Genomic DNA, 17,887 nt, shown 5'->3' on the forward strand with positions numbered 1-17,887 from the left:
GAACGCGGCCCTCAGGCACCTGTGCGCCTGAGGGCTGCGAGGCCTTCCGTCAGCCGCGCGGTGAGCGGGTGCCGGGGCGCCGTGATGAGCCGCTGCGCCGGTCCCTCCTCGACGAGCTCGCCGGCCTCCAGTACGGCGATGCGGGAGGCCGGCGCGGCGGTGCTCATGTCGTGGGTGACGAGCACCAGGGACAGGTCGCGTCGGTCGCCGACGAGTCCCGCGAGGGTGTCGAGGAGGCCCCGGCGGGTGACCGTGTCGAGGCCGGAGGTGATCTCGTCGCAGATCAGGACCCGGGGGCGGGCCAGCAGGGCGCGGGCGAGCGCGGCGCGCTGGAGTTCGCCGCCGGAGAGTGCGCCGGGGCGGCGGCGGGCGACCGCTTCGCTCAGTCCGAGGGCGCCGAGGGTGGTGAGCGCTTCGGTCAGGGCGGCCGTTTCGGCCGCCCCGCGGAGCCGGACCGCCGTGCGGGCCACCTGGTGGAGGACCGGGCGTTGCTCGTCGAATGCCGCTCGGGCGTCCTGGAAGACGTACTGGACGGCGGCGAGTTGCCGGGGTGTGCGGTCGCGCAGGCTGCGCGGGAGCGGGAGGCCGTCGAGGAGGATGTCCGCGTCGTGGTGCCGGTGCAGACCGGCGAGGCAGCGGGCGAGGGTGGTCTTGCCGCTGCCCGAGCGGCCGACGACGGCCAGGCATTCTCCGGCGCGGAGGGCGAGGCCGGGCAGGCGGAGCACGGCCGTCCTTCCGTGGCGGGCGGTGAGGGGGCCGGTCTTCAGGACCGTTCCACCCGTGGGCGCCGGTCCGATGGGGGTGGTGCCCGACGCGGATGCCAGGAGCTCGGCGGTCCAGGGGTGCCGCGGTGCGAGCCAGAGGCGTTCGGGCGCCCCGGACTCCACCGCCCGGCCGTCGCGCAGGACGAGGACCTCGTCGGCGAGTGCCCGGACGACGTCCAGGTCGTGGCTGAGGAGGACGACGGCGATGCCATCACGGGCCACGGCGGCGAGTCGTTCGACGATGCCCCGTTTCGTCAACGGATCCTGGCCCGTGGTCGGTTCGTCGGCGACGAGCACCTTGGTGCCGAGCAGCAGCGCCTGTGCGAGGACGACCCGTTGTTGCTGGCCGCCCGACAGTTGGTGGGGATAGCGCCGAAGGATCGTCTCGGCGTCGGGAATGCGGGCCTGTGTCAGGGCCCGGAGGACGCGCTCGCGGACGGCGGTGCGGCGGTCTCTCCGTGGCAGGTGCCGCACCTGTGTGCGGGCGATGTCCCGGAGCAGGGCGCCGATCCGGCGGGCGGGGTTGAGGACGGCCGCCGGGTGCTGCGGGATGTAGCCGACCGGGCCGTCGGGAACGCGCACGTCGCCGGACACGCGGGCACCGGCGGGGTACTCGCCGAGGAGGGCGAGGCCCGTGGTCGTCTTGCCGCTCCCGGACGCGCCCACCAGCGCCGTGATCGTTCCTGGGAGCACCCGGAGGTCGACCCCGTCGACGATCGCCCGGCCGTCGATCTCCACGCGCAGATCGCTGATCTCGGCCACCGCGCTCACGGGGCTCACGGGGCTGACGGGGCTTACGGGGCTCACGCCGGCGTCGGCGGTATCCATGTCGGTTTCCTCTTCTCCAGTACGGCGTCCACGAGGAGGTTGGCGCCCGTGGTCAGGGCGACGATGAGCAGCGCGGGGACGAACACGGCCCAGGGCTGGACGAGCAGTCCGGTGCGGTTGCGGTCGACCATCACCGCCCAGTCGGCGGCGTCCGGCTCGACGCCGATGCCGAGGAACGCCGCGGTGGCGACGAGGTAGAGGACACCGGTCAGGCGTACGCCCGCGTCGGCGGCGAGGGTACGGGTGAGGGATCGGCCCACGTAGCCGACGGCCGTGCGCCACCAGGTCTCCCCCTGCATCCGCAGTGCTTCGACCGCGGGTCGGGACGCGGCTTCGGCTGCCGCGGCCCGGACGATGCGGGCGGCGTCAGGGATGTTGACGAGGGCCACGAGGAGCGCGAGGGCGGCGGCACCGGGGGTGAAGGCGGCGGCGACGAGAAGGATCAGCAGGAGGGACGGGACGGCCAGGAGGACGTCCAGCGGTCGCATCAGCAGTTCTTCGAGCCACGTGCGGTGGGTGAGGGCGCTGACGACGCCGAGGGGGAAGGCGATCAGGTAGGCGAGGGCGGTCGCGGCCAGCGCCACGAGCACCACCGAGCGTCCGCCCAGCAGGACTTGGTGCCAGACGTCACGGCCGACGAAGTCGGTCCCGAGCGGGTGTCCGCCGCCGGGGGCGAACGAGGCGGCACGGGGCCCGGGGGCGCCGGCGAGCAGCGGGCCGAGGAGAGCCAGGGCGAGAGGGGCGCCCGCCAGGACGGCGCCGAGGGCAAAGCGGGACCTCACCCGGCCGCGTCCGATCGGAAGGCGCTTCGCGGCGCGGGATCTCACGCGGCCACCTCCGCCCGTGGGGCGAAGCGGTGGGCTATCAGGTCGGCGCCGAGGTTGAGTACGACGGTGGTGACGCCGAACACGACGGCGAGGCCCTGGACGACGGGTACGTCGCGTTCGGCGACGGCGCTCATCAGGACGGTGCCGAGGCCGGGAATCACGTACAGCGCCTCGACGACGATGACGCCGCACAGGAGCCAGTCGACGGTGCGGGCCAGTTGCTGGGCGGCGGGGGCGAGGGCGTTGGGGAGGGCGTGGCCGTAGCGGATCCGGGCGCCCGGGACGCCGTAGCGGCGGGCGTGTGTCGTGTACGGCGAGGCCAGGGCGTCGATCATGCCGGCGCGTACCAGGCGGGACAGGGAGCAGACCGGGCGGGAGAGGAGGACGAGTACGGGGATGACCAGGGCGGTGGGGTGGGCGAGGAGGTCGGTGCCGTAGCCGACTGCGGTCGGCGGGACCCAGCCCAGGCGCAGGGCGAGGACGGTGACGAGGAGCATGCCGAGGGCGAACTCGGGCACGGCGTACGTGCCGAGCGTGGCCGAGCTGATCAGCCGGTCGGCGAGCCGGCCTTCGTGGCGGGCGGCGAGGACGCCGAGGCCCACGCCGAGCGGGACGAGGAGCGCGAGGGTGAGGGCGGCGAGGAGCAGGGTGGGGCCGAAGCCGTCGGTGATGTAGGTGCCGACGGGCCGGCCGGAGGTCAGGGAGGTGCCGAGGTCGCCGTGGACAAGACCGGCCGCCCAGTCCGTGAGTCGCTCGTGTGCGGGCCGGTCGAGGTCCATCGCCTCGCGGAGGGCGGCGATGCGTTCGGGGTCGGGCTGGTCGCCGGCGAGGGCGATGGCGGCGTCGCCCGGCAGGGCCTCGGTGAGGGCGAAGACGAGCAAGACGACGGCTGCCGTCTGCGCCGCGCCGAGCAGCAGCCGCCGGGCGATCCAGGGGCGTGGTGCGGTCACGCGAGCCACACCTTGTCGAAGCGTGCCCAGTCGAGGGAGTTGGCCGGCGCCTCGGTCTCGACGCCGCGGACGTTGCGGGCGGTGCCGAGGATCCAGTCGGCGAAGCCCCAGACGAGAAAACCTCCTTCGGCGTGCAGACGGCGCTGCATGCGCTGGTAGACGGCGGTGCGAGAGGTCTTGTCCCTGGTGGACTGGGCCTGGCGGTGGAGGTCGTCGAAGTCCTTGTGGTGCCACTTGGTGGCGTTGGTGGTGGATCCGGTGAGGAGGCGCTGGGAGATGTGGGCCTCGATCGGCATGGCGCCGGAGCGGTAGGAGCAGAGGGTGCCGGAATCGAGGATGTCCTTCCAGTAGCTGTCCTTGCTGCCCGTCCTGACGGTGACGGTGACTCCGGCCTTCGCCGCCTGGTCGCGGAAGATGGTGGCGGCCTCGGTGAACCCGGCGGCGACGGGCGAGGTGTCGAGGGTGACCTTGAGGCCTTCGGCGCCGGCCTCCTTGAGCAGGGCCTTGGCCCGGTCGAGGTCCTGTGCCCGCTGGGGCAGGCCCGCGGCGTAGTACTCGTAGCCCTTGCCGAACAGGTCGTTGCCGATCTCGCCGGCGCCGGACAGGGCGCCGGCGACCAGTTCCTCGCGGTCGGCGATCAGGAAGAACGCCTCGCGTACCCGCTTGTCGTCGAACGGCGGGCGGTCGGTCTTCATCGCGAACGACTGCATGGTGCTGTTGCGGAGCCGGATGATCTCGACCCGGCCTCCGCCCTCGTGGGCGCGACCGGTGGTGGGGTGGAGCTCGTGGGCGTAGTCGATCTGGCCACCGAGGAGGGCGTTGACGCGGGCGGACTCCTCGTTGGCGACGAGGAACTCCACCTCGTCCAGGTAGGGGGCGCCGTCCCAGTAGTCGTCGTTGCGCCGGAAGAGCGCGGACTTGCCGGGCGCGAAGGAGACGAAGCGGAAGGGACCGCTGCCGACGGGGTTCCGGTCGAAGTCACGCTCCCCCTCGGGCACGATGTACGCGCCGAACGCGGCGAGCACGTTGGGGAATTCGGCGGTCGGGCGCTTGAGCACGAACTCGACGGTCCGGTCGTCCACCGCGCGGCTGGCCTCCCGGTCGATGGGTTCCAGGGAGGCCTTGGCGCGGAAGGCCTTCTTCGGGTCGGTGATGCGCCGGTAGCTGTACAGGACGTCGGCGGCGGTGACCGGCTTCCCATGGTGGAAGTCGGCCTCGCGCAGCGTGACCTTCCAGCGGTCGAGGGCGGCGTTGGGCTCCCACCGTGCGGCGAGGCGCGGCCGCGCGGACAGGTCGGGCCCGTAGTCGGCGAGCTTGTCGAAGAGCGCCTTGGCTCGGGCCCCGTCCACGAAGAGGTTGGCGAGGTGCGGGTCGAGCGTCTCGCTCGCTCCGCCGCCGGCGAAGGCGGTGCGGAGGCGTCCGCCGCGCCGCGGCTTGCCTTCGGCGTCGGCGGTGCCTGCGGCTCGGTCGGTGTCGCCGGCCGGTCCGGAACCGCTGCACCCCGTCAGGGCGAGAGCGCCGAGACCGGCGGCGCCTCCTGCGGCGGCGAGGAAGCCCCGGCGGCGCAGACCGGGGAAGCGAGGGTCGTGGGCGGAGGTGTCGTCGACCGGGGTGGCGCGCACGGCGATGTCGTTCATGGCGATGGTTCCTTGCGATGGATAGAGGGATGGCTGGGTGGCTCGGTGGTCGGCTGGGTGGCTCGGTGGCCGGCCGGGTGGCTGCCTGTCTGGCTGGCTGGCCTGCTGCACACGAGACAGAGGAGCCGTACGGGAACTCAGGGATGGAAGGGCACGGCGAGGCGGGCGACGAGGTGCATCCGGTCGCCGTCCGTTGCCCCGGAGGGCTGGTCGCCCTCCCGCCACGGCGGGTCCGTGCGCGGCCCCGGCCCGTCGTGCAGGGCGAGTACCTCGAAACCGTGGGACGTGAGGACGTGGCGCAGTTCCTGGGGGAAGAGCAGGCGCCACGCGGAGCGCTGCTCGACCGGCGGCGAGCCGTCGTCGGCGGTCCACACGCGGCGGCGGCGCAGTAGCTGGGCCGTCCTGTCCACGGACAGGGTGGTGGTGGAGCGGTAGGCGGTGCCCTGCCAGGTGAAGTCGTCGGCGGTGGGGGCGGAGAGGAGGTCCGTGCGCCCCAGGAAGAAGGCGCCGTTGCGCATCTCGGCGACGAGCAGGCCGCCCGGCGCGAGGGACCGGCGGCAGGAGGTCAGCAGGCCGTCGAGCTGCTCGTTCGTGTGGCAGTAGAGCAGGGCGCTGTCCAGGCACACCACCGCGTCGAAGGCGCGCTGCCCCAGGTCGAAGCCGTGGAGGTCGGCCCGGACGTACAGGGGGCCGGGGTGCCGGGCGCGGGCGTAGGTCAGCATCGCGTCGGACAGGTCGGCGCCGATGACCGTACGACCGGAGCGGTGGAGGTGTGCGGCGTCGCGGCCGGTGCCGCAGCCGATGTCCAGGACACGGGAGCCGGGTGGGCCGTAGCGGCGGAGGCAGTCCTCGGCCCAGCGTGCGGCGAGGCGGTCGGGGTCGGGGAAACGCGCTTCGTACAGCGCCGGGTTGTCGGTGAGGAGGTTCGCGTCGATGCCGGGCACGGGTGGTGTGGTGCTCATGCGGTCACCGGTACGGCGGCGGGGCGCGCGGGCAGGACGCCGCGGCGGTGCAGGAGGGCCAGGCCGGCGGCGGAGGCGAGACCGAAGGTGAGGCAGCACGCCCACGGCAGCCAGGGCGTGTCCGTGCGGTGGCCGGTGTCCATGGCCCAGCCGACGAGGGCGTTGCCTACAGCGGCGGCGACGCCGGAGACGGCGTAGAACAGGCCGAAGTAGGTGCCGGTGAGTTCTGTGCGGCCGAAGGCGGGGATCAGTTCCATCACGAAGGGCTGGGCCAGCATCGTTCCCAGGTGGAGCAGCAGGACGCCGGCGAGGACGGGTAGCAGGCGCGCCGCGTCCGCGAGGCCGTCGGGGGTGCCTCCGTAGCCCGACACGGCCATCGGCGGGACGAAGGACAGTCCCATCAGCGCGAGTCCGGCGGCTATCCAGCGCGCTCCGGGTCCGCGCTTCTTGAGCGTGGTGGTGAGGCGTAGTTGCAGCGCGAGGCTGGCGAGGGTGCCGACGAGGAAGACGAGCCCGGCGGCACCGTCCCATCCGGTGGCCCGGCGGGCGGCGTCGGGAAGCAGCAGGTACAGCTGGTTGTCGAGGGTGAACATGCCGACCATGGCCAGGGCGAAGGCGAGGAAGCGCCGGTCGCCGATCACCTCGCGCCAGTCGCCGAGCACGCTGTTGCCGGTCGGCGCGACCCGGCGGGCCGGCAGGACCAGGGCCTGGGCTGCGGTGAGTACGGCGAAGATCCCGGCCGCGGTGAGCGCGGAGGCGCGGAAGTCGACGAGGAGGAGGGCGCTGCCGAGCAGGGGTCCGATCAGGGCGCCGGTGGTGGCGAAGACGTTGAACAGGGCGAACGCCTCGGCCTTGCGCTCCCCCGCCTCCAGGGCGAGATAGGCCCGTACGGCCGGGTTGAAGAGGGCTCCGGCGAGGCCGCTGAGCACGGACGCGGCGAGGAGGACGGGCAGTCCGTCGCCGAGGGCGAACAGTCCGAAGCCGACGGTGCGCAGGGCGCATCCGGCGATGATGACGCCGCGGGCTCCGAGCCGGTCGGATGCCGTCCCGCCGATGAGGAACAGTCCTTGCTGGCTGAGGTTGCGCACGCCGAGGACGATGCCGACGACGGCGGCCGACATCCCCAGGTCCTCGGTGAGGTGCAGGGCGAGGTAGGGGACGAGCAGGTAGAAGCCGGTGTTGACGCCGAGCTGGTTGACGAGGAGCAGCCGGATGGCCGGCGGGAAGCCGCGTATCTCGTGCCATGTCCTCACGTCCGTGCCTCCTCGGCGGCGCGTTCGTGTACGCCCAGGCCCGGGTGGGCGCTCGCCCGTACGGTGCCGTCGGTGCCGCCGATTCCCGTCCACGGGTCGTCGGCGAGCAGCAGGTGGCCGTCGAGGTCGACCCAGCGGGCGCGGTCGGCGAGGTGGGCGGCGGGGGCGATGCCGAGGGTGCTCGCGGTCAGGCAGCCGAGCATCAGCTCGGTTCCGGTGTCGGCCAGGAGTTCGGCGATGCGGAGCGCGGGGCCGACGCCGCCGCATTTGGCCAGCTTCACGTTGATCCCCTGGACGCGTCCGGCGAGGCGGCGGGCGTCCTCGAAGTCGACCGCGTCCTCGTCGGCGATGACGGGAAGGGGCGAGCGCTCCGCGAGCTTGGCCAGCGCCTCGGGGTCGCCGGGGGCCAGGGGTTGTTCGACGGCCTCGACGCCCAGTTCCGCGAAGCGCGGGATCAGCCGCTCGGCTTCCGGGGCGGTCCAGGCCCCGTTCGGGTCGAGGAGCAGCCGGGCGTGGGGCGCGGCGGCGCGGACGGCCCGTACGCGGGCCAGGTCGTCGCCCGGGTCGGGGGCGCCGGCCTTGAGCTTGAGGACGGTGAATCCGTCGCGTACGAGGCGGGCCGCCCGCGCCCCGGCCCGCTCCGGTGCCGTGATGCCGACGGTGCGGGCGGTCGTGGCCCGGGGCGGGGCTCCCTGGGTGCCGAGCAGGCGGTGGACCGGGAGGTCCGCGCGTTTGCCCACGAGGTCGAGCAGCGCGGACTCGACGGCCGCGGTCACGGCGGGTGGGGCGGCTGTCCGGCGCGTGCCGTCCCGGAGGGCTTCGAGGGCGGTCTCGGGGTCGGGGAAGTGGGTCAGTCGGCGGGATTCCTCGTGGAGCAGCCGTCCCAGGGTGTCGGCGTCGAGCCCGTAGTAGACGCTGGTGACGGCCTCTCCGTGGCCGCGCTGCCCGTCGTGTTCGACGGTCAGCCAGACGGCCTCACGGGCCGCCATGGTGGCGCGGGAGATGCGCAGTGGCTCGGTGAGTGTGAGGCGGACGGTGCGCTGACGGGACTTCACGGGGTCTCTTCCGGGGTGGTGGCGGTCGATCGGGTCCGGAGAGGGTCGGTGACGGTGCGGCAGCGGGCCCAGCCGGTGGCCTCGACGGCCCGGGGGTGCGGGATCTCGACGGGACGGGTGGCGGCGGTGGCGGGGTCGATGCCGTGGGTGGTGGTGAAGTCGTCGTCGAAGACGCTGCCGAGGTAGCGCTGCGGGCCGTCGGGGAAGACGGTGGCGACGACCGCGCCGGGGTGGACGCGGGCGGCCCAGGCGGCGACGAGGGCGACGGCGCCGGTGCTCCAGCCGCCGGTGACGAAGGCGGAACGGGCCAGTCGGCGGCAGGCGTCGGCGGCTTCGGCGGGGCCGACCCAGTGGACCTCGTCGAAGGCGTCGTAGGCGACGTTGCGCGGATGGATGCTGCTGCCGAGGCCGCGCATGAGGCGTGGCCTGGCGGGCTGGCCGAAGATGGTGGAGCCGGTGGCGTCGACACCGATGAGCCGCAGGTCGGGCCAGTGGCGGCGCAGCGGTCCGATGATGCCGGCGCTGTGGCCGCCGGTTCCGACGCTGCACACCAGCACGTCGAGGTGGTCGAGCTGGGTGGCGAGTTCGGCCGCCAGGGAGGCGTAACCCGCCGTGTTGTCGGGGTTGTTGTACTGGTCGGGCCAGTAGGCGCCGGGCAGCCGCGCGAGCAGGTCCCGCAGCCGGGCGAGCCGGGCGGCCTGCCAGCCGCCCTCGGCCGCCGGACGGTCGACGAGTTCGAGCCGGGCGCCGTGCGCGCGCAGCAGTTGCCGCATCGAGGGCTCCAGCTCGGTGTCGCCGACCAGCACGACCGGGTGCCCGAGGGCCTGCCCGGCGAAGGCCAGTCCGATGCCGAGCGTCCCCGAGGTGGACTCCACCACCGGTGCGCCGGGCAGCAGTTCGCCGCGCTCCTCCGCTCCCAGCAGCATGGAGACGGCGGCGCGCGCCTTCATCCCGCCGACGCCGAGTCCTTCGAGCTTGGCCCAGAAGCCCGGCTGGGGGCAGGGCAGGTCGGCGGTCACGCGGGCGAGGGGCGTGCGGCCCAGCAGGGCGAGGAGCTCCCGGTTGCCCGCGGTGCGGCACGGGGAGCCGAGGACGGCGGTGGTCACAGGGTGCCTCCGTAGCGGTGCACGGTCCCGGGACCGCCGTCGAGCCAGAAGAAGGGGTACGGCTCCGCGCACACCGCGGTGACACCGGAGCCGATCAGGCGCGGCAGGACCGCGCTGCCGGTCTGCGCGAACATCACCAGCGGGACGCCTCGGTGCCGCGCGCGCCGGCGCAGCGGCTCGAAGCTGCCGTTGCCGAGGGTCATCCCGGAGGCCAGGACCGCGTCGCAGCGCTCCAGTTCCGCCAGGGCGTCGGTGCGGACCGGCTCGCCCCATTCGGTCGTCCCGCCCTTGAGGTCGCAGGGGACGTACGCCAGACCGCGCGCCCGGAGGGCCTCCAGCAGGGAGTTGACCACGCCCACGACGAGCACGGTCGCCCCGGGCGGGACGCCGATCAGGTCCACCACGGCCGCGGCCCTGGCGCGGGACTTCTCCAGTGACGTGCCGGCGGGCAGCGGGCAGGGCCGTGCGCCGTTCTCGGGGCCGTGCGGCAGGACGTGCGCGAGGTACGCGTCGAGGGCGGCGACCCGGACCGGCGCCGCCCCGTGCTCCAGGAGACGGGCGACGTCGGCGCCGACGCAGTCCTCGACGGCACCGTCGGGCAGCTCGCCCGGCTCGACGGCGCAGGACCCGACCGCCTCGGCGAGGCGCAGGCTCAGCACCTCGTTCCGGTAGCCGGAGGCACGCCCCTCGTGTCGTACGGCCTGCCGGGTGGTGAAGGCCACCGAGACGCGTCGTGTGCGGGGGTCGGGGCCGTATGCGCCGGTCAGGACGCGCTCGACGAGGTCGTCGTACGAGGAGGCGACGGCGGACGTGTCGGTGAGCGCGGTCATCGGGTCACCACGCGGGGACCGAGCTGGTCGAGCAGGGCCGCGACGCGGTCCCGGGCGGCCGCGCCCCGGGTGTCACCGGCCATCACGTGGCCGAGGTACTCGTTGTTGCTGCCCGCGGCCTTGACGGCCGAGCCGGGGTCGGCGAGCCGGAGTTCCAGCAGGCCGTCCGCGGCGCGGACCGTTTCGACGCCGTCGACGGCCTCAAGGACGCCGTCCTCGTCCGGTACGAGGAACCCGATCGCGGCGCTGGTCAGTCCGGTGGCGCGGCGGCGCAGGTCCGGCTCCCTGCCGAGCGCGACGTCCACGCAGGCTGCGGCGAGGTCGATGCCGGTGACGTGGCGCACGAGCTCGGTGATGCGGTTGCCGGCGGGCCGCGGGTTGACCTCGACGATGCGAGGCCCGTCTGGCGTCAGTTTGATCTCGGTGTGCGCGACCACCCCGTCGAGGCCCAGTGCCTTCAGCGCCCTGCGTGCGGTCTCCGCGGCGCCTTCGGTGTCCGCCGGATCCAGCGCGGCGGGGAACATGTGGCCGGTCTCGACGAACGCGGGAGCTCCTCCGACGCTCTTGTCGGTGACGCCGACGACGTGCACGGCTCCGTCGTACGACACGGTCTCGACGCTGACCTCCGGTCCTTCGAGCAGCTCTTCGAGGAGCAGGACCGGTGCGCGGCGCTGCCCGCGGGCGTTGACGGGGAACGCGGCAAGCGCTCGGTAGGCCTCCCCCAGCGCCGCCTCGTCGTCGGCGCGGCGCACGAACATGCCGGCGCACAGGTCCACGGGCTTGAGCACCAGCGGATAGCCGATGCGCTTCGCCTCGGCGGCGGCCTCGGCCCAGTCCGCGCACACGGCGAAGCGCGGTCCCGGCAGGCCGGCTTCGGCCAGCACGCGGCGGGTCGCGTCCTTGCGGCACGCGTTCTCGACCGCCTCGGCTGCGGGTCCGGGCAGCCCCAGGCGACCCGCGATCCGCGCGGCCGTCCGCAGGTAGTAGTCACAGGAGGTGACCACTCCGTCGAAGCGCAGGACCTCGTGGGCACGCTCGACGAACGGCAGCAGCGTGTCGCCGTCGTTGGTGTCCGCGGTGAGCACATGGCGGGCGGCGAGGAGCGGGTGCGCGGTGCCCTCGGGCGCGGAGCGCAGGTAGTGATGCAGGTCGCGGGTCAGGAAGGTGAACTCGTGTCCTCCCTCGCGCATGGCCCTCGGCAGCAGTCTGCTCATGGACCCGACCCAGCTCTCGACCATCAACAGATGAGCCACGACTTCCCCTTTTCACGGCGTGGTTGAGGTGCGAAACGGTCATGGAGGCAGCGCCGTGCAGGGCGTCGCGCTCGCTTGACTGAAGGGACCTTATCGATAATCGTTTTCATTGTCATCTAGCGGTCTCGCGGCGGATCCTTCACAGCCGGATGCTGACCCGGGACGATGGGCTCCCCAGGAGAGGAGGGACGCGGTGTCCCAGGAAGAACGCGACGCCAGGCTGGGCCTCACGGGCTTGACCAGCGCGGAACGAGAAGCACGGCTACGCCTCCTCAGGGAGGAGATCGACCGCGAGGTCGCCGAGGCGAAGGCCGCGCTGAAGGAACGCCGTGACCGCCTCGACCGGGACCCGACCTCCGGTCGGTAGCCTCCGGGCACATTCCGCGTCGGCCGGTCCGTGGTGGCGCCGAGGTCGAACAAGGAGGCTGACGCGGTGGGTTGTCGTGCCGGTGGGAGCGTGGACGGCGTCGGGAGCGCGCGGGTTCCCGGGCGGCGGCTCACGACCGCCGCGACCGAAGCGCTCGCGGAGGAGCGGCCGGCGGCGGACGGCGCCCCTACGGAGCCGGAATCGTGAGCGGCGGCTTCGGCGAGGTCTTCCGTGCGCTGCGCGTGCGGGATTTCCGGCTGTTCGTGCTCGGCCAGATCGTCTCGGTGGCCGGCACGTGGATGATGGTCGTCGCGCAGGACTGGCTCGTCCTCGGCCTGACCGACGGGTCGGCGAGTGCCCTGGGCACGGTGACGGCACTGCAGTTCGCGCCGCTGCTGCTGCTCACGCTGTACGGCGGGCGGCTCGCGGACCGCTACGACAAGCGGGCCCTGCTGACGGTCGCGAACGTCGCGTCGTGCGCACTCGCCCTGATGCTGGCGGTGCTGGTGCTCGCGGGCGAGGTACAGCTCTGGCACGTGTACGTGTTCGCCTGCGCGCTGGGCGTGGTGAACTCCGTCGAGGTGCCGGCGCGCATGGCCTTCGTCGGTGAACTCGTGGGATCGGAACTGCTGCCCAACGCCTCGGCGCTCAGCGCCGCCTACTTCAACGTCGCCCGGGTCGTGGGCCCGGCGCTGTCGGGTTTGTTCATCTCGGTGGCCGGTGTCGGCTGGGTGATGCTGGTGAACGCGGCGAGCTACGCCGCCACCGTCGTCGCGCTGCGCCTGATGCGGAGCAGCGCGGGGCGGGCGCGGCGGCGCGGCGACCGGGTGCGGGTGGTGGACGGGCTGAAGGCGGCGGCCCGGTTCGATCTGGTGGTGCCGCTGGTGCTGGTCGCGGTGGTGGGGCTGTTCGGCCTGAACTTCCAGTTGACCCTTCCCCTGCTGGCGGCGCAGGTGCACCACGCCGGTGCCTCGACGTTCGGCGTGGTCACCGCCGTGTTCGCGGCGGGATCGCTGGTCGCGGCGATGATGACGACCGTTCGGCGGGGCCGCCCGTCGGCCCGGCTCGTGGCGGGCGCCGCCGTCGGCTTCGGCGCACTGGAGGCCGCCGTGGGCCTGGTGTCGTCGTACGGACCCTCTATGATGCTGCTCTTCCTCACCGGCGGGGCATCGATCTACTTCGCGCAGGCCGCCAACCACCGGGTCCAGCTCGGCGTCCCACCCGAACTACGCGGCCGCGTCCTCGCCCTGTACACGCTGATCCTCCAGGGATCCACACCCCTCGGCGCCCTGCTCGTCGGTTCGCTCGCCGACCGCTGGGGTGTCCGCTGGGCCTTCCTCGCCGGCGGCCTGATGTCGCTGGCCGCGGGTCTCGCCGCGGTCGCCGTGGAGCGCCGCGACAGGCCCGCGACCGCACCGGCCGCTTCCGTGGTGCGCGAGGCGTCCGGAGAACGCGCGCGCCCCTGAGAGAGAAGAAGAGCTCGGCCGGGTCGTGGCCGGGTTCGCGGTGGAGCCGGGTTCGCGGTGGAGCCGGGTTCGCTGTGGAGCCGGGTTCGCTGTGGATCTCCACGCCCCGGGCGAAGTCCGGGGCCCGGCCGTCGTCGAGCCAGTAATCGTAGGCGAACCCGGCTGTCGGCGGAGGCGAGCGCGAGAAGTTCGCCGGCGCGGGGTGGCACAGCCCGGCCTTCAGCTGCTCGTCCTCGTCCAGGACTACGCCTTCACCGAGTTCGCCACCACCGGCGCCGGCGCCACCTCCCGTGTCGCCGCGGGTGCCTTCCCCGCCACCCGCGCCGACCTCGAATCGAAGGCCTTCCTCGACACCGAGTTCCCCTACTTCGGCGGCCAGAAGGCCAACCAGATCTTCGCCGAGTCCGCCCGCAACGTCGGACCCGACTGGACCTACCTCCCCTACCAGGTCTACGCCAACTCCATCTTCAACGACACCGTCGGCAAGGCCTACGTCACCTCCACCAAGCTCGACGCCGGCCTCAAGGCCTGGCAGGACGCCAGCGTGAAGTACGGCAACGACCAGGGCTTCACCGTCAACAAGTAGTCCCACCCGCACGCACACCCGGGCGGAGCCGCAAGCGCGACCCCGCCCCCGTCACGCCGTGGAGGGGTTGCCACGCCTCCCATGTTTGCGTAAACATAAGAGCGGGCACCCCCGACCCGCACCACCCTTCACGTACAGGAGCGAACACCGCATGCCCGATCTCCAGATGGACGAGGCCGGCTTCCTGCTCGACGGTCAGCCCTTCCGTTTCCTGTCCGGCGGGCTGCACTACTTCCGGGTCCACCCCGAGCAGTGGCAGGACCGGCTCCGCAAGGCCCGCCTCATGGGCCTCAACACCGTCGAGACCTACGTCCCCTGGAACCTGCACCAGCCGCGCCCCGACCACTTCGTCATGGACGGCGGGCTCGACCTGCCCCGCTTCCTCGATCTGGCCGCGGCCGAAGGGCTGCACGTCCTCCTGCGCCCCGGCCCGTACATCTGCGCCGAATGGGAGGGCGGCGGCATCCCGTCCTGGCTGCTCGCCGAGCCGGACATCCGGCTGCGCTCCCGTGACCCCCGGTTCCTGGCGTCGGTGGACGACTTCTTCGGCCGCCTGCTCACCCCGCTGCGGCCGTACCTCGCCTCGCAGGGCGGCCCGGTCCTGGCCGTACAGGTGGAGAACGAGTACGGGGCGTACGGTGACGACACCGCCTATCTGGAACACATCGCCGACTCGCTGCGCCGCTGCGGGGTCGACGTCCCCCTGTTCACCTGCGACCAGCCGGTCGACCTGGAGCGGGGCGCCCTGCCCGGTGTCCTCGCCACCGCCAACTTCGGCAGCGGTGCGGCCGGGGGCCTGGCCGCGCTGCGGGAACAGCAGCCGAAGGGCCCGCTGATGTGCACCGAGTTCTGGATCGGCTGGTTCGACCGCTGGGGTGCCCACCACGTCGTCCGCGACCCCGAGCACGCGGCCGGCGAGCTCGACGAGCTCCTGGCCACCGGCGCCTCCGTGAACTTCTACATGTTCCACGGCGGCACCAACTTCGGCTTCACCAACGGCGCCAACGACAAGCACACCTACCGCCCCACCGTCACGTCGTACGACTACGACGCCCCCCTCGACGAGGCCGGCGACCCGACCGCGAAGTTCACCGCCTTCCGCGACGTGATCGCCAAGTACGCGCCGGTGCCGAGCGAGCCGGTCCCCGCCACCGGACGCAAACTGGCCGTCCCCACAGTCGTGTTGACGGAGAGCGCCGAGCTCCTGCCGAGCGCGGCCGCGCTGACCGCACGCATCGACTCCCGCCGCCCCCTCACCATGGAGGAGCTGGAACAGGACTTCGGCTTCGTCCTCTACGAAACCACCGTGCCGCTGCAAGGACCCACGCTCCTGGAGGTCGAGCACGTCCGCGACCGCGCCCAGGTCTTCGTGGACGGACAGCCGGTAGGCGTCCTGGAGCGCGAGAACCACGAGCACGCGCTCGCCTTCACGGTCCCCCGCGCCGGCGCCGCGCTCTCGATCCTGGTCGAGAACCAGGGCCGGGTGAACTACGGCCGGGGCATCCACGACCGCAAGGGCCTGCTCGGCAAGGTCGCCCTCGACGGCGTCGAGCCGACGGCCTGGACGAACCGCCCCCTCCCGCTCGCCACTCTGGAGGACATCCCCTTCACGGCCACCGCGCGGACTCCCGTGGGCCCCACCTTCCACCGGGGCACCTTCGAGGTCACCACCACGGCCGACACCTTCCTCCACCTCGACGGCTGGACCAAGGGCAACGCGTGGGTCAACGGCTTCGCCCTCGGCCGCTTCTGGTCCCGCGGCCCGCAGCGGTCCCTGTACGTCCCGGCCCCGGTCCTGCGCGCCGGTACGAACGAGATCGTCGTCCTCGAACTCCACGCGGCGCACCGCGCCGGCACGGTCGAGCTCCGCGACACGCCCGACCTCGGCCCCACCGAGGAGTAGGAACACCCGGCGACACCGTGGCCGCCATGGGTCCATAGGGTGGGCCCATGTCTGCCACCTTGCGCTCCACGAAAGCCACCGCCGCACTCCGAACAGCGGCTCGGGTGTCCGCCGAGTCGCTGTTGGTCCTGCTGATGGCCGGGGTGACCCTGTGGATCGTGGGACGCATGTGGTCGGTGGTCTGGCCGCTCGTCGTCGGCCTGTTCCTCACGACCCTGACCTGGCCGCTGACGCGCTTCCTGCGGCGGCGCGGCTGGCCTCCGGCCCTGGCCGCGGGAGTCGTCACGGTCTCGTTCCTCCTGCTCGTCGCCGGGGTCATCGCGCTCATCGCGGTGCCCGTCGCGTCTCAGTCCGGGGAGCTTTCCAAGGGTGTGATCGAGGGCATCGGGCGGTTGCGCGAGTGGGCGGCCGGGCCACCGCTGAACATCGGTGACGACGAGATCTCCGGCGCGTTCGACACGGCGATGGCCCGCGTCCAGGACAGCATCGGCAGCATGGTCACCGCGGTCGCGACCGGCGTGGGCACGGTGTTCAACGGCGTGGTCACCGCCTTCCTGGCCCTCTTCCTGATGTTCTTCTTCCTGAAGGACGGCCCCCGGTTCCTCCCGTGGCTCACCCGCCAGCTCCCCGGGCGCCTCGCCGTCGACGTCCCCATCGTGGCGGAGCGCAGCTGGGACACCCTGGGCGCCTTCGTGCGCAGCCAGGCCTTCGTCGGCCTCCTCGACGCCGTGTTCATCGGCCTGGGCCTGTGGTTCCTCGACGTCCCGCTCGTCCTCCCCCTCGCGGTCCTGACCTTCGTCTCCGCCTTCGTCCCGATCGTGGGTGCCCTTTTCGCCGGCCTGGTAGCCGTCCTCATCGCACTCGTCTCGAACGGCGTCACCGACGCCCTGATCGTCCTGGCCGTCATCATCGTGGTCCAGCAGCTGGAGGGAAACGTCTTCCAGCCCATGATCCAGAGCCGCGGTCTCGGCCTCCACGCGGCCGTCGTCCTCCTGGCCGTGACCCTCGGCGGCAGCCTCGCCGGCATCGTCGGCAGCCTCCTCGCCGTCCCCTCGGCGGCCATCATCGCCGTCTTCTGGAACTACCTCCGCGAGCAACTCAGCGACGACACCCCGGGCCCGGACGCCGACGATGCCCCCGCGCCCGCTCCTACGCCTGCCCCCGTCACGTCCTGACCGATGACGAGAACGCCACCGCCCACCGGGCCGGACGCCCCATCGCGGGCTTCCTCCTCCGGTGCGCCCGGTGTTCCGACGACACGGTCTATCCCTGAGGCGTGGGCCCGAAGGCGGGAGGCCTCTCGTTGTCCCCGGCGGGACCGGCGTCGCCGGTCCTCCACGTCGGGTCGTAGGCGCAGGGCACGCTGGCGCCGCCGGTGAAGTAGTTGCGGTCCGCGTACCAGACGAAGGACATCCGCTCGTCGCCGCCGTCGCGCTGGACGAACAGCTCCCAGTCCCGACCCTGTTCGCCTTCGCGGTAGGCCGAGATCTTCCAGTCGTGGTCCTTGAAGTACTGGTGCAGTCGGCGCAGGCCGGGCATCGCCTGGGTGCCCGGGACGTCGTCCAGTGCCCATTGGTGGCTCATCGAGTAGGCGCCGTCGATGGTCTTGTCCTCAAGACCGAGCGGACCGCCGTCGTAGCAGAAGCTGGAGCCGAGCGTGTTCTCGGTGCTGACGCCGATGTCCTCGACGCCGGGTTCGATGGTGCGGGTGAACCCCAGGACGTCGTAGGCCTCATGGGACCGCTGGAGGGCGCGGTTCGCCATCTCCTCGGGCGCGACGCGGGGGAAGTCCGTCGACCCCCCGGAGCCCCACGCGACGGCGACGACCAGAGCGAGTACGTCGAGCAGCACGGCACCGCCGCATCCCAGGGCTCCCCCGAGGCATGAGGAGGCTCGGGGCATGTCGGTGGCGTCGGGGGTGGGAAGGCTTGGCATGGTCTCGTCGGGCATACGAGGACCCTAGGGGAGCCGGGTGGCGCGCCGGATGGGCGCGGTGCCGGGATCGGAGTGAGTACCCGTACTCATGTGGCCCGCGCCCGTACCCCTCGGGAACGGCGGGACCCGCAGATCCGGCCCGCGGGCGCCGGGACGAGCCGTGAC

15 protein-coding genes and 1 pseudogene are annotated in these 17,887 nt (G+C 72.9%); 5 read left to right on the forward strand and 11 right to left on the reverse strand.

All coding sequences use genetic code 11. The features are described 5' to 3' along the window. Positions 1 to 11 precede the first annotated feature (11 nt). The 10 genes from MRBLMG1_RS24365 to MRBLMG1_RS24410 all read right to left on the reverse strand — a co-directional run bounded on the left by MRBLMG1_RS24365 (position 12) and on the right by MRBLMG1_RS24410 (position 11,465). Positions 12 to 1,592: an ABC transporter ATP-binding protein gene (locus MRBLMG1_RS24365; protein ID WP_367826228.1), complete on the reverse strand. Its 1,581-nt coding sequence runs from the start codon at positions 1,590 to 1,592 to the stop codon at positions 12 to 14. Continuing rightward, on the reverse strand, positions 1,568 to 2,374 hold the full coding sequence (locus MRBLMG1_RS24370; RefSeq protein WP_367826488.1) for an ABC transporter permease subunit: 807 nt from the start codon (positions 2,372 to 2,374) through the stop codon (positions 1,568 to 1,570). The genes MRBLMG1_RS24365 and MRBLMG1_RS24370 overlap by 25 nt, the downstream gene beginning before the upstream one ends. Before the next feature lie 41 nt (positions 2,375 to 2,415). Further along, complete coding sequence (locus tag MRBLMG1_RS24375; RefSeq protein WP_367826229.1) at positions 2,416 to 3,369, reverse strand: ABC transporter permease; 954 nt, start codon at positions 3,367 to 3,369, stop codon at positions 2,416 to 2,418. Next, a complete protein-coding gene (locus MRBLMG1_RS24380; protein ID WP_367826230.1) occupies positions 3,366 to 5,006 on the reverse strand; it encodes an ABC transporter substrate-binding protein in 1,641 nt (546 codons plus the stop codon). The genes MRBLMG1_RS24375 and MRBLMG1_RS24380 overlap by 4 nt, the downstream gene beginning before the upstream one ends. Positions 5,007 to 5,143: 137 nt before the next feature. Next, the gene (locus MRBLMG1_RS24385; protein WP_367826231.1) at positions 5,144 to 5,968 is read right to left on the reverse strand and encodes a class I SAM-dependent methyltransferase; all 825 of its coding nucleotides are present in this window, start codon (positions 5,966 to 5,968) and stop codon (positions 5,144 to 5,146) included. Continuing rightward, the gene (locus tag MRBLMG1_RS24390; RefSeq protein ID WP_367826232.1) at positions 5,965 to 7,221 is read right to left on the reverse strand and encodes an MFS transporter; all 1,257 of its coding nucleotides are present in this window, start codon (positions 7,219 to 7,221) and stop codon (positions 5,965 to 5,967) included. Before MRBLMG1_RS24390 ends, MRBLMG1_RS24385 begins: the two co-directional genes overlap by 4 nt. Next, complete coding sequence (locus tag MRBLMG1_RS24395) at positions 7,218 to 8,276, reverse strand: mandelate racemase/muconate lactonizing enzyme family protein (protein WP_367826233.1); 1,059 nt, start codon at positions 8,274 to 8,276, stop codon at positions 7,218 to 7,220. Before MRBLMG1_RS24395 ends, MRBLMG1_RS24390 begins: the two co-directional genes overlap by 4 nt. Next, positions 8,273 to 9,382 (reverse strand): PLP-dependent cysteine synthase family protein, encoded by a 1,110-nt coding sequence (locus MRBLMG1_RS24400; protein ID WP_367826234.1) that lies wholly within the window; start codon positions 9,380 to 9,382, stop codon positions 8,273 to 8,275. The genes MRBLMG1_RS24395 and MRBLMG1_RS24400 overlap by 4 nt, the downstream gene beginning before the upstream one ends. Beyond that, positions 9,379 to 10,212, reverse strand: coding sequence for a Rossmann-like domain-containing protein (locus MRBLMG1_RS24405; RefSeq protein ID WP_367826235.1), 834 nt, complete (start codon positions 10,210 to 10,212; stop codon positions 9,379 to 9,381). The genes MRBLMG1_RS24400 and MRBLMG1_RS24405 overlap by 4 nt, the downstream gene beginning before the upstream one ends. Then, positions 10,209 to 11,465 (reverse strand): ATP-grasp domain-containing protein, encoded by a 1,257-nt coding sequence (locus MRBLMG1_RS24410; RefSeq protein ID WP_367826236.1) that lies wholly within the window; start codon positions 11,463 to 11,465, stop codon positions 10,209 to 10,211. Before MRBLMG1_RS24410 ends, MRBLMG1_RS24405 begins: the two co-directional genes overlap by 4 nt. Before the next feature lie 193 nt (positions 11,466 to 11,658). Here MRBLMG1_RS24410 and MRBLMG1_RS24415 point away from each other — a divergent pair, with 193 nt between their 5' ends. The 5 genes and pseudogenes from MRBLMG1_RS24415 (at position 11,659) to MRBLMG1_RS24435 (ending at position 16,962) form a co-directional block, all read left to right on the forward strand. Next, positions 11,659 to 11,832 (forward strand): hypothetical protein, encoded by a 174-nt coding sequence (locus MRBLMG1_RS24415; RefSeq protein WP_367826237.1) that lies wholly within the window; start codon positions 11,659 to 11,661, stop codon positions 11,830 to 11,832. A gap of 203 nt (positions 11,833 to 12,035) precedes the next feature. Next, the gene (locus MRBLMG1_RS24420) at positions 12,036 to 13,298 is read left to right on the forward strand and encodes an MFS transporter (RefSeq protein WP_367826238.1); all 1,263 of its coding nucleotides are present in this window, start codon (positions 12,036 to 12,038) and stop codon (positions 13,296 to 13,298) included. 244 nt (positions 13,299 to 13,542) lie between these two features. Continuing rightward, positions 13,543 to 13,884 (forward strand): annotated as a pseudogene (locus tag MRBLMG1_RS24425) (sugar ABC transporter substrate-binding protein); the annotation flags it as partial. A gap of 151 nt (positions 13,885 to 14,035) precedes the next feature. Continuing rightward, positions 14,036 to 15,787, forward strand: a complete 1,752-nt coding sequence (locus tag MRBLMG1_RS24430) for a glycoside hydrolase family 35 protein (protein WP_367826239.1) — start codon at positions 14,036 to 14,038, stop codon at positions 15,785 to 15,787. Positions 15,788 to 15,834: 47 nt separating this feature from the next. Next, complete coding sequence (locus MRBLMG1_RS24435) at positions 15,835 to 16,962, forward strand: AI-2E family transporter (RefSeq protein ID WP_367826240.1); 1,128 nt, start codon at positions 15,835 to 15,837, stop codon at positions 16,960 to 16,962. Between the two features lie 88 nt (positions 16,963 to 17,050). Here MRBLMG1_RS24435 and MRBLMG1_RS24440 read toward each other — a convergent pair whose 3' ends face one another. Further along, positions 17,051 to 17,737, reverse strand: coding sequence for a hypothetical protein (locus MRBLMG1_RS24440; RefSeq protein WP_367826241.1), 687 nt, complete (start codon positions 17,735 to 17,737; stop codon positions 17,051 to 17,053). Positions 17,738 to 17,887 lie beyond the last annotated feature (150 nt).

Source organism: Streptomyces sp. LMG1-1-1.1 (genome assembly GCF_040815545.1).
Lineage (GTDB): Bacteria > Actinomycetota > Actinomycetes > Streptomycetales > Streptomycetaceae > Streptomyces.

Excerpts from the sequence above, each read along its gene's own strand:
- MRBLMG1_RS24380 (WP_367826230.1), bottom strand. The coding sequence starts at position 5,006 with ATGAACGACATCGCCGTGCGCGCCACCCCGGTCGACGACACCTCCGCC.
- MRBLMG1_RS24365 (WP_367826228.1), bottom strand. The coding sequence starts at position 1,592 with ATGGATACCGCCGACGCCGGCGTGAGCCCCGTAAGCCCCGTCAGCCCC.
- MRBLMG1_RS24440 (WP_367826241.1), bottom strand. The coding sequence starts at position 17,737 with ATGCCCGACGAGACCATGCCAAGCCTTCCCACCCCCGACGCCACCGAC.
- MRBLMG1_RS24435 (WP_367826240.1), top strand. The coding sequence starts at position 15,835 with ATGTCTGCCACCTTGCGCTCCACGAAAGCCACCGCCGCACTCCGAACA.
- MRBLMG1_RS24430 (WP_367826239.1), top strand. The coding sequence starts at position 14,036 with ATGCCCGATCTCCAGATGGACGAGGCCGGCTTCCTGCTCGACGGTCAG.
- MRBLMG1_RS24385 (WP_367826231.1), bottom strand. The coding sequence starts at position 5,968 with ATGAGCACCACACCACCCGTGCCCGGCATCGACGCGAACCTCCTCACC.
- MRBLMG1_RS24405 (WP_367826235.1), bottom strand. The coding sequence starts at position 10,212 with ATGACCGCGCTCACCGACACGTCCGCCGTCGCCTCCTCGTACGACGAC.